Annotated in this window: 13 protein-coding genes; 6 read left to right on the forward strand and 7 right to left on the reverse strand. The window is 72.3% G+C overall.

Features of this window, described 5'->3' with window-relative positions; all coding sequences use genetic code 11:
• The first annotated feature begins 31 nt into the window (after window positions 1-31).
• Window positions 32-595 carry a heme-binding protein gene (locus AB0K35_RS21985; RefSeq protein WP_238666508.1) on the forward strand — a complete coding sequence of 188 codons (564 nt, stop codon included), beginning with the start codon at window positions 32-34 and terminating at the stop codon, window positions 593-595.
• Window position 596: 1 nt separating this feature from the next.
• Here the strand turns inward: AB0K35_RS21985 and AB0K35_RS21990 are convergent, their stop codons facing one another.
• The 3 genes from AB0K35_RS21990 to AB0K35_RS22000 are packed head-to-tail and all read right to left on the reverse strand — an operon-like array spanning window position 597 to window position 4798.
• Window positions 597-1583 carry a hypothetical protein gene (locus tag AB0K35_RS21990; RefSeq protein WP_238666509.1) on the reverse strand — a complete coding sequence of 329 codons (987 nt, stop codon included), beginning with the start codon at window positions 1581-1583 and terminating at the stop codon, window positions 597-599.
• A gap of 42 nt (window positions 1584-1625) precedes the next feature.
• Window positions 1626-4055 (reverse strand): ABC transporter permease, encoded by a 2430-nt coding sequence (locus tag AB0K35_RS21995; protein WP_363887179.1) that lies wholly within the window; start codon window positions 4053-4055, stop codon window positions 1626-1628.
• Complete coding sequence (locus tag AB0K35_RS22000; protein WP_238666511.1) at window positions 4049-4798, reverse strand: ABC transporter ATP-binding protein; 750 nt, start codon at window positions 4796-4798, stop codon at window positions 4049-4051. Before AB0K35_RS22000 ends, AB0K35_RS21995 begins: the two co-directional genes overlap by 7 nt.
• 170 nt (window positions 4799-4968) lie before the next feature.
• Here AB0K35_RS22000 and AB0K35_RS22005 point away from each other — a divergent pair, with 170 nt between their 5' ends.
• Both AB0K35_RS22005 and AB0K35_RS22010 read left to right on the forward strand, forming a co-directional pair.
• Entirely contained in the window at window positions 4969-6126 is a 1158-nt protein-coding gene (locus AB0K35_RS22005; protein ID WP_238666512.1) for a sensor histidine kinase, read from the forward strand.
• Entirely contained in the window at window positions 6123-6791 is a 669-nt protein-coding gene (locus tag AB0K35_RS22010) for a response regulator transcription factor (protein WP_238666513.1), read from the forward strand. The genes AB0K35_RS22005 and AB0K35_RS22010 overlap by 4 nt, the downstream gene beginning before the upstream one ends.
• A gap of 55 nt (window positions 6792-6846) precedes the next feature.
• Here the strand turns inward: AB0K35_RS22010 and AB0K35_RS22015 are convergent, their stop codons facing one another.
• Window positions 6847-8133 carry a hypothetical protein gene (locus tag AB0K35_RS22015; protein WP_363887182.1) on the reverse strand — a complete coding sequence of 429 codons (1287 nt, stop codon included), beginning with the start codon at window positions 8131-8133 and terminating at the stop codon, window positions 6847-6849.
• A 150-nt stretch (window positions 8134-8283) separates the two neighbouring features.
• Here AB0K35_RS22015 and AB0K35_RS22020 point away from each other — a divergent pair, with 150 nt between their 5' ends.
• Complete coding sequence (locus AB0K35_RS22020; protein ID WP_363887185.1) at window positions 8284-8823, forward strand: DUF1697 domain-containing protein; 540 nt, start codon at window positions 8284-8286, stop codon at window positions 8821-8823.
• A gap of 42 nt (window positions 8824-8865) precedes the next feature.
• Here the strand turns inward: AB0K35_RS22020 and AB0K35_RS22025 are convergent, their stop codons facing one another.
• Entirely contained in the window at window positions 8866-9843 is a 978-nt protein-coding gene (locus AB0K35_RS22025; RefSeq protein WP_238666516.1) for an MBL fold metallo-hydrolase, read from the reverse strand.
• Window positions 9844-9997: 154 nt separating this feature from the next.
• A complete protein-coding gene (locus AB0K35_RS22030) occupies window positions 9998-10921 on the reverse strand; it encodes a serine hydrolase (protein ID WP_238666517.1) in 924 nt (307 codons plus the stop codon).
• Between the two features lie 52 nt (window positions 10922-10973).
• Here AB0K35_RS22030 and AB0K35_RS22035 point away from each other — a divergent pair, with 52 nt between their 5' ends.
• Together AB0K35_RS22035 and AB0K35_RS22040 are read left to right on the forward strand one after the other, a co-directional pair.
• A complete protein-coding gene (locus AB0K35_RS22035) occupies window positions 10974-11939 on the forward strand; it encodes a LysR family transcriptional regulator (RefSeq protein ID WP_238666518.1) in 966 nt (321 codons plus the stop codon).
• Between the two features lie 97 nt (window positions 11940-12036).
• Entirely contained in the window at window positions 12037-12888 is an 852-nt protein-coding gene (locus AB0K35_RS22040) for an aldo/keto reductase (protein WP_238666519.1), read from the forward strand.
• A 92-nt stretch (window positions 12889-12980) separates the two neighbouring features.
• On the opposite strand, the gene AB0K35_RS22045 is transcribed toward AB0K35_RS22040, so the two are convergent.
• A complete protein-coding gene (locus AB0K35_RS22045) occupies window positions 12981-13823 on the reverse strand; it encodes a helix-turn-helix transcriptional regulator (RefSeq protein WP_238666520.1) in 843 nt (280 codons plus the stop codon).
• Between the last annotated feature and the right edge of the window lie 89 nt (window positions 13824-13912).

Below are 13912 nucleotides of genomic sequence, written 5' to 3' on the forward strand. Positions count from 1 at the left end.
GTCTGTCCCAGCAGACAGTGGGAGCCGCGCGATGACCGAACAGCAGCCGTACCGGGTGGTGTCCCGACACCCCGGCTTCGAGCTGCGTCGGTACCCCGCCCACCTGGTGGCCGAGATGCAGATCCAGGCGTCGTTCACCAGGGCGCCGATCGAGGCGTTCCGGCCGCTGGCCGCGTACATCGGCGGTGCCAATCGGGCCCGGCACCCGATCGGCTCCGCCGCGCCCGCGATGGCGGCGGCCAGCGGTTCGGAGAAGATCGCCATGACCGTGCCGGTGGTGCAGATCGAGGGTGAGTGGCCGGGCGCGTACCTGATCCAGTTCGTCATGCCGGCCAGCTTCACCGCCGCCACAGTGCCCGAGCCGGTGGATGCGCGGGTGCGGATCCGCGCGGTTCCGGCGCGGCTGGCGGCGGCGATGCGGTTCTCCGGGCGGTGGACGGAGCAGGCGTTCAGCCAGCGGGCCACGATGCTCGGCCGGTCGGTGACCGCGGCCGGGCTGCAACCGACCGGCGCCATCCGGTACGCGCGCTTCGACCCGCCGTGGAAGCCGTGGTTCCTGCGCCGCAACGAGGTGGTGCTGCCGGTCGTCGAGTGAGCTAGCGGAGCAGCCGACGGTCCTCGACCCTCGGCCGAGCCAGCAGCAGGGACATCGCAAGCCCGGAGAGCAGCCCGAACAGGGACAGCAGCACGTCGGAATCCGCGGCGTTGATCGGGCTGTTGCCGGCGAGCGCGGTGAACGTCGCGCCGATCGGCAGCAGGATCATGATGGGTACGGCAATTGCCACCAGGAACACCAGCGGGCCCACCAACGCGATGAGAGCGGCCAGGGCGTGGTGCCACCAGATCGGCCGACCGCCCGGCCAGTCCCATGCCAGCAGGGTGACCCCGGTGAGCAGCACCGCCCCGAGAGCGGCCTCCGGCAGCAGTCGTGTGCCGGGCGCGGCGGCACGGACCAGCCCGACGCCGAGCAACGCCACCACGGTGAGACCGAGCGCCAGCCCGACGCGAGCCCGGGTCCGCGCCGGAGCCGCCGCCAGCGCGGCACCGACGGCCACTGCCACCAGCAGCGCCGCGGTGGCCAGGGCGCCCTGGTTCAGCTCCGGCTCCCGGTCGGTTGGTGACTCGATCCCGACAGCCACCAGCATCAGCACCCCGGCCAGGCAGGCCGTACCGGTCAGCCTCTTCCGATCGGCGGCCAGCGGCCTGCCACGCTCCCGCCACAGCAGAACCGTCGCGAGCACGCCGAGCACGCCGCAACCGGCGACGGCGAGCAGCACGGTCGCCTCGATGCCGGACGGGTCGGCCCGGTCGATCGCTATGTCGGCGGCGACCCAGCAGCCACCGAGCGCCACCGCCGGTTGACTCCAGCGCAACTGCCCCCGGCCGGCCAGCACCAACCCGAGCGGCACCGCCATGATCGCGATGAACCGCAGGTCGCGCGCCCAGTAGGCGTTGTTGCCCGGCAGGCTCTCCGACCACGGGCCGAGCGGCTCGGTCAGCGGCTGCCAGGTGGTCATGCCGTACGCCCAGAGCACGACGGCGGCGGCGGAGAGGAGCAGCCCGACCGGGCGCGCGGATCGCATCAGTGGACGGTAGCGGGCCCTTCGGCCGCGCGGGGGGCACGGTCATCCGACGAGGCCGACCGGTGACCGGGCGGGACGGTGGCGCAACAGCCGCCACGTCGGCAACACACTGGACAGCACCGCGAGCAGCAGGCACAGCCCCACCACCCCGGCGACCACCGACCACGGCATCACCAGGTCGACGGGGGCACCGACCTGCTCGGCGAGGCCCGCGCTGATGCTGAGCAGCCCGACGAACGCGACAGCCCCGCCCAGCAGCGCGCCGATCAGGACCACCAGGGCGGACTCCGCGGTGACCAGCCAGATGACCTGCCGTCGGGTCGCCCCCGCCAGCCGGATCAGCCGCAGGTCCGCGGCGCGGCCGGCGGCGGCCAGCAGCAGCGTGTTGGCCACCGCGATGGCCCCGTAGCCGGCGGACACCCCGATCAGCAGCAGCGTGAAGAGCCAGACGAGGCGGTCCTCGGCGGCGTCCGCCTCGGCCGCCCAGGCCGGGACGTCGAGGATCCGCGCGCCGACCGGGGGATCGATGCGGTCCCGCACGTACACGGTGGACGTCAGCGCGGACGGGTCGTGCGCCCGCACCACGGCCCGGGGCACGAGCAGGTCACCGGGGATCGAGGTGTCGTCGACCACCGCGACGACGCGCAACGACACAGTCGTCCCGTCGGCGAAGACCACCGGGTACGGCTCGGACGGCAGCCGGTTCGCCGAGGCGGTGACCACCACGGTGTCGCCGCCCCTCAGGTCGTTCAGCGAACCGGCGACGACGGTGAGCACCCGGTTCGCGGCGGCGAAGCCCTCCGGATCCACGCCGAGCGCTGTCATCGGCCGGTCCGGTGGCGACGTTCCGGGGTCGGTGCGGTAGACGGTGGTCGGCAGGAGCGCGGTCCCGCCGGTCGCGGCGACGGCCCGGTCGGACAGGCCGGGTGCGCGGTCCGGCACGACGACCCAGCCGGCGTTCACGTTGTCCGCCCGTCCCGCCGCGTACGCGGCGGTGCTGGTGCGCACCATCCCGGACACCAGCACCGCGAATGCGACGGTGAGCAGCACCGGCGCGGCGACGGCGGCGGTCCGGCGGGTCGCGGTCAACGCCCCGCCCCGGACCAGCATGCCGATCGCGCCACCGGGCCGACGCAGCGGAGAACGCAGCAGCCACACCAGCGGACCGACCACCACCGGGGCGAGCACTGTGGTGCCGGCCACCAGCGCCATCACCGCGTAGAGCGCGTACTGCGCCCCCACCCGCGCCTCGTCGGAGGTCGCCGTGGCGAGACTGAGCGCGGCCCCCGCCGTGAGGAGCAGCACCCCGGTGGCGGCGCGCAGCCGCCCGATCGGTCGCTGTTCCACAGCAGCCTCGCGTAACGCCTCCAACGGACGGATTCGCGCCGCCCGGCGGGACGCCGACCAGACGGCCAGCAACGCGATCACCGGCCCGGCGGCGAGCGAGACCGCCACCGGCCAGAGTTCGTAGCGGACCCGGAAGGTCGACGGTTCGTAGCCGACGTCAACCAGCAGCCGACCCAGCAACGGGGCGAGCGCCGCGCCCACCAGCAGGCCGACGAGTCCCGCCGAGACGCCGACGGCGAGCGCCTCGGCGTACACCATGCGACGGACCTGGCGTCCGGTGGCGCCGACGGCGCGCAGCAGGCCCAGCTCACGGCGGCGCTGCGTGATGGTGAACGCGAAGGTGGAGGCGACCACGAACACCGTGACGAAGCCGGCGAGGGCCGCCGTGGCGGTGAGCACCTGCATGCCGATCCACCGGGTACGGGCGTCGCCGCGCGGTTCCAGCGCACCACGGGCGGTGCCGGTGAGCACCTGTCCGCCGTCGCCGACCACTCCGCGAGCCGCAGTGGCGACCCGCTCGGGATCGGCGTCCGGGGCGAGCACCAGGCCGATGGCCCGGACACCGGGCGCGAGCGCGGCGGCAACCTCGTCCGCGACATGGACACCCGGTCCGTCGACCAGACCGGTGACCGTGTACGACTCCGGGCCCACGGCTGTCAGCAGGGTGACCGGTGTGCCGGCGCGCAGTCCGAGCGCGCTGTCGACCACCACCTCGCCGGGCCGGAGGGGTGGCTCGTCAGCCGTGAGGCGCAGCCCACCCAGTTGGGCGCTGGACCAGCCGTGCCCCTGGTGGGCGTCCTCCCGCCGGGTGTCGGCGGCCGAAGGCCGGCCGTCGACGAGCGGTTGCGCGTAGAAGGTGCGGTCCGGCACCGCCGCCACCACGTCCGGCAGACCGGACAGCCTGCCCACCAGCGCCGCCGCCGCGCTGGCGGACCAGGGCCGGGTCGGCAGGAACTCCTCAGCTGACGCACCTGCCTCGGGGCTCTGCACCACGACCGAGGCCCGTGCCAGTCGGTCCGGCACCTGCGGACGGCCGGAGGCGAGCAGCACTGTGGCCGCCGCGACCAGCGTGACCCCGATGACGACGGCCACGAACGCGCTGGCCGACCGTCGGACGCTCAGCACGACGACTCCGCTACGGTCTCGCGCTCGGCGATCCGGGCGGCGACGGCGGCGGCGGTGATCCCGCCGGTCAGCTCATCGACGACGCGGCCGTCGGCGAGCAGGAGGACCCGATCGGCGTACGCGGCGGCGGCGGGATCGTGCGTCACCATCACCACCGTCTGCCCGTGGTCGTCGACGAGCGCCCGCAACAGCCGGAGCACCTGCCGGGAGGACGCGCTGTCCAACGCCCCGGTCGGCTCGTCGGCGAAGACCACCGCCGGACGGGTGAGCAACGCTCGGGCCACGGCGACGCGTTGCTGCTCCCCGCCGGACAGCTCACTCGGCCGGTGCCCGGCCCGGTCGGCGAGGCCGACGGCGTCGAGCGCGGCGGCCACGTCCCCGGCCGACGGACGGCGACGGGCCAGGCGCGACGGCAACTCGACGTTCTGCGCGGCGGTCAACGTGGACACGAGGTTGAACGCCTGGAAGACGAAGCCGATCCGGTCGCGCCGCAGCCGGGTCAGCTCGTCCTCACCGAGGTCGTTGAGGCTGGTGCCGTCGATGGTGACGATCCCCTCGGTCGGGCGGTCCAGCCCCGCCGCGCAGTGCAGCAGGGTGGACTTCCCCGAGCCGGAGGGGCCCATCACCGCAGTGAACGTGCCGCTCGCGAAGCCGGTGGTCACGCCGTCGAGCGCCGCCACCCGCCGGGTTCCGGTGCCGTACACCGCGCGCAGCCCCGTCAGGGTCACAGTGTCTGTGGTCATGACCGTTACGGTGCCGAATGGGACGGGTACGGCGCGTCGGGCCGGAGCGGGCACTTTCCGGCCCTCCTGCGGGTGGACTCCGGGGCCCGTAACCGCCAGCGCGTCGTCCTGCGGGATGACCACCCGCAGGCGGACGCGGCGAACCCGGCCCGGCCGTTACCGTTCCACGGGTGACCGCTCTCCTGCTGACCCGACGACTGCGGCCGGTGGACCTGTACACGGTGGACGCCCTGCTGGCTGTTGCCGTCGGTGGGCTGCTCTGCCCGTACGCGGCGTTGGAGTCGCCGCAGAACGGCGGCGTACACGAGCCGCTCTGGGTGTCGGTGCTGGTCGGGATGGCCCTCGGGCTGCCGTTGGCCGTCCGGCGACGGTGGCCGATGACGGTGGCCGTCGTGATCAGCTCGATCGCCACCGTCTCCCTGATCACCGCGGTGATACCCAACTTCGCCGCCGCCGCGCCGGCGTTCGCCATCAGCCTGTCCTTCTACACGGTGGCAGTGGCGACGCCGACGCGTCGGTCGATGCTCTGCGCCGCCGGTTGTCTGGCGCTGGTGAGCGTCGGCCTGGTGCTGACAGCGGGCGACCTCTGGTCGCGGACCGGCGCTGTCGTCTACGCCGCCGTCATTGTCGCGCCGGCCTGGATGCTCGGTTGGCAGATCCGGGAGCGACGCGCCCTCGCCAGCCGGCAGAGTGACCAGTTGGTCCGTCAGGCCGCCACCGAGGAGCGGTTGCGGGTGGCACGCGAGCTGCACGACGTGGTCGCGCACACGCTGAGCCTCATCGTGGTGAAGGCGGCGGTCGCCAACCACGTCGCCGAGGCCGACCCGCGCGAGGCGGGCGCCGCGCTGCGGGTCATCGAGGAGACCGGCCGCACCGCGCTGACCGACGTACGTCGGGTGCTCGGCGTGTTGCGTGAGGACAGCCCGTACGCGCCGACACCCGGACTGGACGAGTTGCCCCTCCTCGCCCGACAGGCGGCGATCGGCGGCGTCGACGTGCAGCTCGACGTGCGGCGGGACGAGCCGGTCGGCGCGGTGCCGGACTCGGTGGGCCTCGCTGTGTACCGGATCGTGCAGGAGGCGGTGACGAACGTGGTGAAGCACGCGGCGCCGGCCGCCTGCCGGGCCACTGTGACAGTTCTGCCCGACGAGGTGCGGGTGGAGGTGACCGACGACGGCCAACGGCCGGTCCTGCTCGGCGGGGAGGGGCACGGGTTGATCGGCATGCGGGAACGGGTGGCGTTGCACGGCGGGGAGTTCCGCGCCGGCCCGCGCTCCGACGGCGGCTTCGCGGTGACGGCCAGCCTCCCCTACCGGGTGGCCGCGTGATCCGCGTGCTGATCGCCGACGACCAGGCGTTGCTGCGCGGCAGTTTCCGGCTGCTGGTCGATCTCAGCCCGGACTGCACCACCGTCGGTGAGGCGGGCACCGGCGTGGAGGCTGTCGCGTTGACCGAGCAGCACCGGCCCGATGTGGTGCTGATGGACGTCCGGATGCCGGAGATGGACGGCATCGAGGCGACCCGGCGGATCTGCGCCGACCCGGCGACGGCCGGCACCCGGGTCATCATCCTGACCACGTTCGACCTCGACGAGTACGTCTACGGGGCGCTGCGCGCCGGGGCCAGCGGGTTCCTGCTCAAGGACACCCCACCGGCGGACCTGCTGACCGGAATTCGGGTGGTCGCGGCCGGGGAGGGGCTGCTCGCGCCGACGGTGACCCGCCGGCTGATCGACGAGTTCGCCAGGCAGCCGGAGCCGACCCGGCCGCTGCCCCGGCAGCTCGACGGGGTGACCGATCGGGAGCGGGAGGTGCTCGCGCTGATCGCCCGGGGCCTGTCCAACGCGGAGTTGGCCGCGCACCTGAACCTCAGCCAGGCCACAGTCAAGACGCACGTCGGGCGGCTGCTGACCAAGCTGGCGGTACGCGACAGGGCGCAACTGGTCATCGTGGCGTACGAGACGGGCCTGGTGGGGCCGGGCCGGTCGGGGTAGCTCCGACGGGTGGGCGCGGGAGCACCCGCCAGGGGTGCCCCCGCGCTCACCGCGATCAGCTGACGTACACCGACGCGCTGGTCGCGGATTGGAAGTCGGTCGGAGTGCCCGGGTAGACGACCCGCCAGAAGCCAGCGGTCTTCTTGTAGACCGATGTGGCGAAGTCGTAACTGCCGCCGGCGTAGATGGTGGCCGGGGTGCTCCAGGTGCCGTCGTCACCGGTGGCCGAGAACTGCACCTTCAGCGGCACCGTCCCGGGGGACATACCGCCGGTGAACTCCATCTCGCCGCTGAGCGTCACCGTCGTCGCGTTCTCCCGGGCCGCCGAGAAGTTCCGGAATGCGGCCGGCTGCAGCACGGCGACGTTCGTGCTGGCGATCGCGGGGCTGACGAACTCGTCGCCCATCGAGTAGCCGACCTGGAGGCGGCCGCTCTGGTACGGCGAGGCGGTCAGCGAGTATCGACCGTCCGCGTCCGTGGTGGCGGAGCCGAGGTAGGTCTGGCAGTAGTCGACGCTGGAGCAGAGGGAAACCCCTGGCTGGACATTGGGCACTGGCACCCAACCCTCCGGCGTCCGCCAGGTCAGCTGGCCGCTCACCGTGACCGTCTCATCCTTGAGGATCTTGGGTCGATCCGCCCCAATGGTGATCCGCATCGGCCGCTTGTTGATCGCGATGGTGGTCTCGGCCGAACGCGACGAGCCGTGGAAGAGGTGGTCGTTGTCGTAGGTGTACGTCGCGTACACCCGCTCGTCCTTGCGGCCGATCGTGACCGTGCCGGTGAAGGAACCGTCGGTCCTGGTGGTGACCGCGTCCCAACTGAAGTCGGCGTTCACCGTCATGGGGAACCTCCCCAGGGACCTGATCTCGCCGCTGCCCGGCCAGCGACCCTTGAGCCATCCCCGCACTGTCACGTTGCGGTTTTCATAGGTCACAGTGGTGCGGTTCAGCGTCACGTTCTCGAAGAACGTGACCACCGAGTAGTCCAGGTCGCCGGCATCGGTCTGGGTGACGTGGTGACCGGCCTCGTCGGTGACCTCCACGTCGACCCGGTAGTAGCCGAGCTTGTCGAGGACGATCGGGTTGGATCGCCACACGCCGTCACGCTCGGTGCCGGACTGGAGGTAGAAGTCCTCCTGAACGGCGACCTCCGCCCCGGTGTTGTACTCGCGGATGTGCGCGCGGACGTCGGTGACGTCGCTGGGTGACGTGATGGACACCAGCAACGTGCCCCGATCGAGGTCGTAGTCGCTGTGGGCGGACGTGACGATCGGAACCTCGTCGGCGTGTGCGGCCGTGGGAAGCCCCACGATCGCCGTCGCCGCGGCGACGGCGATCGCCACGGCAAAACGGGAACGGATCAAAGCTGACCTCCAGGAAAGGCCGGCGATTCGCTGAGTCGCGGCCGGCATTGGAAGCCTATCGATCCCGTCCGACAGAGCCGCTCACACCGCTAGGCTGACGCCGTACCGATGTGGACAGAGGAGGACTTGATGACCCGGTACGTCGCCCTGCTGCGCGGGGTCAACGTCGGCACCACCAGGCTGGCGATGGCCGACCTGCGCCGGATCGTCACCGACCTCGGGCACGAGGACGTCACGACGTACCTGCAGAGCGGCAACGTGGCCTTCGGCAGCACTGTGCGCGACGCGGAGAAGCTGGCCGCCGGCATCGGGCGGGCGCTCACCGACGAGCTGGCGTTGACGGTGCCGGTGCTGGTGCGCAGCGGCCGGGAGTTGGCCGCGATCGCCGGCGGCAACCCGTACGCCGACCGGGAGGACGACCCGACCCGGCTGCTTGTGGCCTTCCTCGCCACCGCACCGCAGAAGTCCGCCGTGGACGCACTGGCCGTGCCCGGTGCCGAGAACGTGTCGTTCACGGTGACCGGCCGGGAGGTGTTCCTGCACTACGTCGACGGCGGTTACGGGCGGTCGAAGTTCACCAACGCGTACCTGGAGAAGAAGCTCGGCGTGGTGGCCACCTCCCGCAACTGGAAGTCGGTGCGGGCGCTGGCCGAGCTGAGCGCCTCCTGAGCACTGTGGGGGTCGCCGCCCGACGACCCCCACCGGCGCTGCTCAGAAGTGGTACGCGGTCTCGTACTCGGGCACCAGCACCCGGCTGCGCGGCGAGATCCGGCGCACCGCAGCGATCATCTCGTTCAGGCGGGTGCGGTCGGTCGGGGCGACCGGCGGCGGGTTCCGCAGCTCCGTCTCGAAGTTGTCGTAGTGCACAGGCACCACTACCTTCGGGTAGTCGAGGCCGGCCAGCAGCCGGGGCAGGTAGTCCCCGGTGGTGGTGGCGTTCTGCATGGCCACCATCGCCACGTCGGGCGCGAGGCCGGTGAGGTTCCGCTCGGCGACGTCGCTGGCCCCGGTGAAGTAGACCGACGGGCCGCCGTCGACCCGCAGCAGGTAGCCCAGCGTGTCGCCCTCCGGCAGGTCGGCGATGGTGGCCGGCTGCGGCGGCGGGCTCACCCGCACCCCGGGAAAGGCCACCGAGTACGACGGGTTGCGGCTGTGCAGCGAGCCGACCACCTCGACGCTGTGGTCGCCGAAGTCCAGCACCTCCCCGCCCTTGACGGCGCTGAGCTGCGCCGACGGCACTCCGTAGGCCAACCCCAGGTGGTACGCGGTCAGCGTGCCGAACACCCGCGCACCGGTGCGCTTGGCGATGTACGGCACGTCCATGAAGTGGTCCCAGTGGGTGTGCGTGACCAGCACCGTCGTGGCCCGGTCGACCCGCGGGTCGATCACGTCGGTGCGCACCGTCAACGCAGTGTCGGTCCTGAACGGGCCGGTGAACAGCCCGGTGTCGATCCGGCTCAGGAACGGGTCGACGAGGACGGTGCGGTCGCCGATGTCGACGCGCCAGCCGGCCGTACCCCACCAGCGGAAGCTGACCGCGCCCTTGCGACGAGCGGTCGGCGTGGGCGCGGCGGTCGAGGGCGCGGCCTGGGCCGGGGTGGCAACACCGGCGGCGAGGCCACCGGCGGAGACCAGGGCGGTGGTGGCGGCGGCGTCGCGCAGGAAGCGTCGCCGGTCGAGACTGGGCATGCGGATCTACTCCCCGTGGTCGGGTGATGTGTCGACCACGAGCCAACCAGCGGCACCGGGCAGCGGTCCAAGATCAAGCGCCGTCGGATTCGATACGTCAGCGGATATCGGTACTGCTCAGAAGGGGTGCGGGGACGCTCGGAGTGTCACGAAATCAGTTGCCGCGCAGCGCCTCGACGGCTGTCCGGGCGGCCTCCCCCATCGCCAGGTCCACGTCGATGCGGCGTGGGGTCAACTGTTCGGCGCGGGCGAAGACGGCTATCGCGTACCGGCCGCCGTCGGGGTATTCGGCGACCCCGGCCTCCAGGTGGAACCCGGGCAGGGTGCCGGTCTTTCCGGAGACCCGGACGCCGGGCGGGAAACCGGCGGCCAGCCGGGTCCAGAAGATCTGCTGGGCCATCCAGGTGCGGACCATCGCGCAGGCCGCCGCCGGCCCGGCCTCGTCCCGCCAGATCAGCGTGAGCAGCCGGGTGATCTCCCGGGCGGTGCTGGACGTGGTGTGCGCGGGGTCGAAGACCCGCATCGCCCGGACCCGATCCGCCGGCAGCGTGGGGAAGATCCGGGCGAACTCCGCCTCGGTCCGGGCGCCCACGTCGGCGAGCATCATCTCGACCAGTTCCCGAGGGCCACCGAGGACCCGGGTACGGGCCAGCCCCAACTCGACGGCGAGCATCGGCAGCAGGTCCGGGCCAACCCGGCGCAGCAGCAGGTCGGCGGCCGTGTTGTCGGTGACCGACATGGCGAAGTACGCGAGGTCGCGCAGGGACACCTCGGCGTCGTCGGCGCAGCCGGCCAGACCCCACCCACCGAGCCGGTCGGCCGCGGTGACCACCACCCGCTCGGTCGGGTCCAGCTGACCGGCCTCGACCTGCCGGGCGAACTCCAACACCAGCAGAATCTTGAAGATCGAGGCGATCACCACCTGCTCGTCGGCCCGCACACCGACCTCCCGAAGACCGCCGCCCGGTCCGCCGCCCTCGACGGCGCTCAGGTCGACGGCGTCCAGGTCCACGACGTGCAGGCTGGCCGTCACCCCGACGGCGGCGAAGATGGCTCCGATGCGTTTCTCCACGTCCACGGCAGCACGGTATCCAGCGCCGCCGTGGCGGCGCTGGCGTAGGGTCCCGGCCGTGGATCTGCTCCGGCACCTGCGGCACTTCGTGGTGGTCGCACACGAACTGCACTTCGGGCGGGCCGCCGAACTGCTCGGGATGGCCCAGCCGCCACTGAGCCAGTCGATTCAGCGGCTGGAACGGGAGCTGACCGTCGAGCTGTTCGACAGGTCCCGCCGCCAGGTGCGCCTCACCACCGCCGGTGAGCTGCTGCTCGGCGAGGCTGAGGAGTTGCTCGCCGGCGAGGGTCGACTCCGCAGCCTGATGGGGCAGATCCGCGCCGGTGAGCTGGGCGTACTCCGGGCCGGGGTGCCACCGGAGACACCCGCCGTGACGCTGCGCTCACTGCTGGACGGGCTCACCACCCGGGCGCCCGGCCTGGACGTGGAGTTGCACGAGCTGACCACCGCCGAGCAGGTGCGGATGCTCACCGAACGGACCCTGGACGTGGGGCTCGTGCATCACCCGGTGACGGCCGACGGGCTGCGCTTCGGCGCCCCTGTCGACGTACCCCTGGGGGTGCTGCTGCCGCGCACCTCGCCGCTGGCCCGCGACCGCGAGGTGACGCTGGCGTCGCTGGCCGGTCTGGATCTGGTGGCCGCTCCCCGCGCCACCGCCCCCGGCTGGCACGACCACCTGCTGGCGGTGTGCCGGCAGCACGGGTGGCGCCCGGCCCGGGTGCGTCCGGCCCGCAACCCGGAGTTTCTTTGCGGGCTGGTGCTGGCCGGCGGCGGGGTGGCCGTGGAACCGGCGGCGGTGGCCCGCCGGGAACCCCGAATGGCCTGGCGGCCGATCACCGACGCGCCGCTGGCCAGGCGCACCTCGGCGGCCTGGCCGGACCGGGCGGCGCACCCGGCGGCGGCGATGTTCGGCCAACTCGCCGCGGAGGTGCTGGCCGACGCCGAGCCGGTCACGCCCGCGCCGCCCGCGACGTCGGTACCGGCGGCACGGCCGTGGCCGGTGCTGTTCGACACGACCGGGTGAACCCGTCCGCCGTTGCGTTCGTCACCCCCGGTTGGGCGGTGGATCGTCCACCCACCCGGGTATGGATGACGGGTAACGAAGACGCGAAGGAGCCGCAGTGGCAAACACGATTCCCGACATCAGCCTGAACGACGGCACCACCATTCCGCAGCTCGGCTTCGGGGTGTTCCAGATCGAGCCGAAGGACACCGTCGCGGCGGTGACCACCGCCCTTGAGGTGGGCTACCGGCACATCGACACCGCCGAGATGTACGGCAACGAGGCCGAGGTCGGCGAGGCGGTCCGGATGTCCGGCCTGGACCGGGGCGCGGTCTACGTGACCAGCAAGCTGAGCAACGCCTTCCACCGCCCGGACGACGCCCGCAGGGCGTTCGACTCGACGCTCGCGGCGCTGAAGATGGACTACATCGACCTGTTCCTGATCCACTGGCCACTGCCCACCCTGTACGACGGCGACTACGTCTCGACCTGGAAGGCGCTGGAGGAGTTCCAGCGCGACGGCCGGGCCCGCTCGATCGGCGTGTCGAACTTCCAGGTGTCACACCTGGAGCGGCTGGCCGCCGAGGCGAGCGTCGTGCCGGCGGTCAACCAGATCGAGGCGCACCCGTACTTCACCAACGACGAGGTCCGCGCCTACGGCCGTGAGCACAACATCCTGACCGAGGCGTGGTCGCCGATCGCCCAGGGCAAGGTGCTCGACGACCCCACGGTCGTCGACATCGCCGGGCAGCTCGACCGGACCCCGGCGCAGGTGGTGCTCCGCTGGCACGTGCAGCGTGGCGACATCATCTTCCCGAAGTCGACCACCCCGAAGCGGATCGAGGAGAACACCCGGATCTTCGACTTCGAGCTGGACGACGCGGCGATGGAGCGGATCACCGCGCTGGACAAGGGCGACGCCGGCCGGCAGGGCCCGAACCCGGACACCTTCGCCTACCTGCCCAACTGACCTCAGCCGCCGACACGTCGGCGGTGATGCCCCGGTGAGCGCTGTACCTCACTGTCGATGTCGACGCTGAGGTACAGCGCTCTTCGGCGAGGTCAGGAGCCGACGCGGCCGGCGATCCGGCGGAACACCGCCTGGGTCGGCGAGTCGGGCTCGGGGACGTAGACGATCAGCCGCTGCTCGGTCTCCGGCACCAGCAGCACCCGGCACTCGAACTCCAACGACCCCAGGCGGGGGTGCGGCACCTTCTTGATCATCGGACGCCGCTCCTCGACGTCGTGTTCGGCCCACAGCTGGGCGAACCGGGGCGAGGTGCCGAGCAGTTCGGTGACCAGCTCGCGGATCGCCGGGTCGGCGGGGTAGCGACCGTAGGCGGCGCGCAGGTCCGCCACCGTGCTCTGCACGAAGCAGCGTGCGTCCGCGTCGGTCCAGTGGGCGTCGGTCACCGGCTGCCGGAACGTCCAACGGATCATGTTGCGGTCTGCGTCCGGCACGGCCGCGAGATCACCCACGAAGTACGTGGCCAGGTGGTTCCAGGCCAGCACGTGGTACGCGGCGTCGACGAGGTACGCCGGGCTCTCGGTCATGGCATCGAGCAGGTGCCGCAGTCCGGGCGTCACCTCCCGGCTCGGGCCGACGGTACGCGGCGGGTTCTCCCCGGCGATCCGGAACAGGTACTCGCGCTCGTCCCGGCTCAACATCAGCGCCCGGGCCATCGACGCGAGCACCTGCCGGGACGGATGCGGTCCGCGGCCCTGCTCCAACCGGATGTAGTAGTCGATCGACATCCCGGCGAGCTGGGCCACCTCCTGCCGGCGCAGCCCGGGGGTCCGTCGGCGTTCACCCTCGGGGAGCCCGACCTCGGCGGGCCGCAACCGGGCGCGGCGGGTGCGCAGGAACGCCGCCAGTTCGTCACGCTGCAGCCCGCTGCTCGTCATGTCCCCAGCATGCCCCGGGCCGGGCCGGCGAGGGTGGTACCACAGGTCCCAGCCTCGGCCCGGCTCTCCCCGGGCGCGGCCGGCCCGGC

Origin of the sequence: Micromonospora sp. NPDC053740, assembly GCF_040677775.1 — a bacterium.
GTDB lineage: Bacteria > Actinomycetota > Actinomycetes > Mycobacteriales > Micromonosporaceae > Micromonospora > Micromonospora alfalfae.

Bases quoted from the DNA above. Each gene is read 5' to 3' on its own strand.
- AB0K35_RS21985 (WP_238666508.1), top strand. From the start codon at position 32: ATGACCGAACAGCAGCCGTACCGGGTGGTGTCCCGACACCCCGGCTTC.
- AB0K35_RS21990 (WP_238666509.1), bottom strand. From the start codon at position 1,583: ATGCGATCCGCGCGCCCGGTCGGGCTGCTCCTCTCCGCCGCCGCCGTC.
- AB0K35_RS22000 (WP_238666511.1), bottom strand. From the start codon at position 4,798: ATGACCACAGACACTGTGACCCTGACGGGGCTGCGCGCGGTGTACGGC.
- AB0K35_RS22020 (WP_363887185.1), top strand. From the start codon at position 8,284: ATGACCCGGTACGTCGCCCTGCTGCGCGGGGTCAACGTCGGCACCACC.
- AB0K35_RS22025 (WP_238666516.1), bottom strand. From the start codon at position 9,843: ATGCCCAGTCTCGACCGGCGACGCTTCCTGCGCGACGCCGCCGCCACC.
- AB0K35_RS22045 (WP_238666520.1), bottom strand. From the start codon at position 13,823: ATGACGAGCAGCGGGCTGCAGCGTGACGAACTGGCGGCGTTCCTGCGC.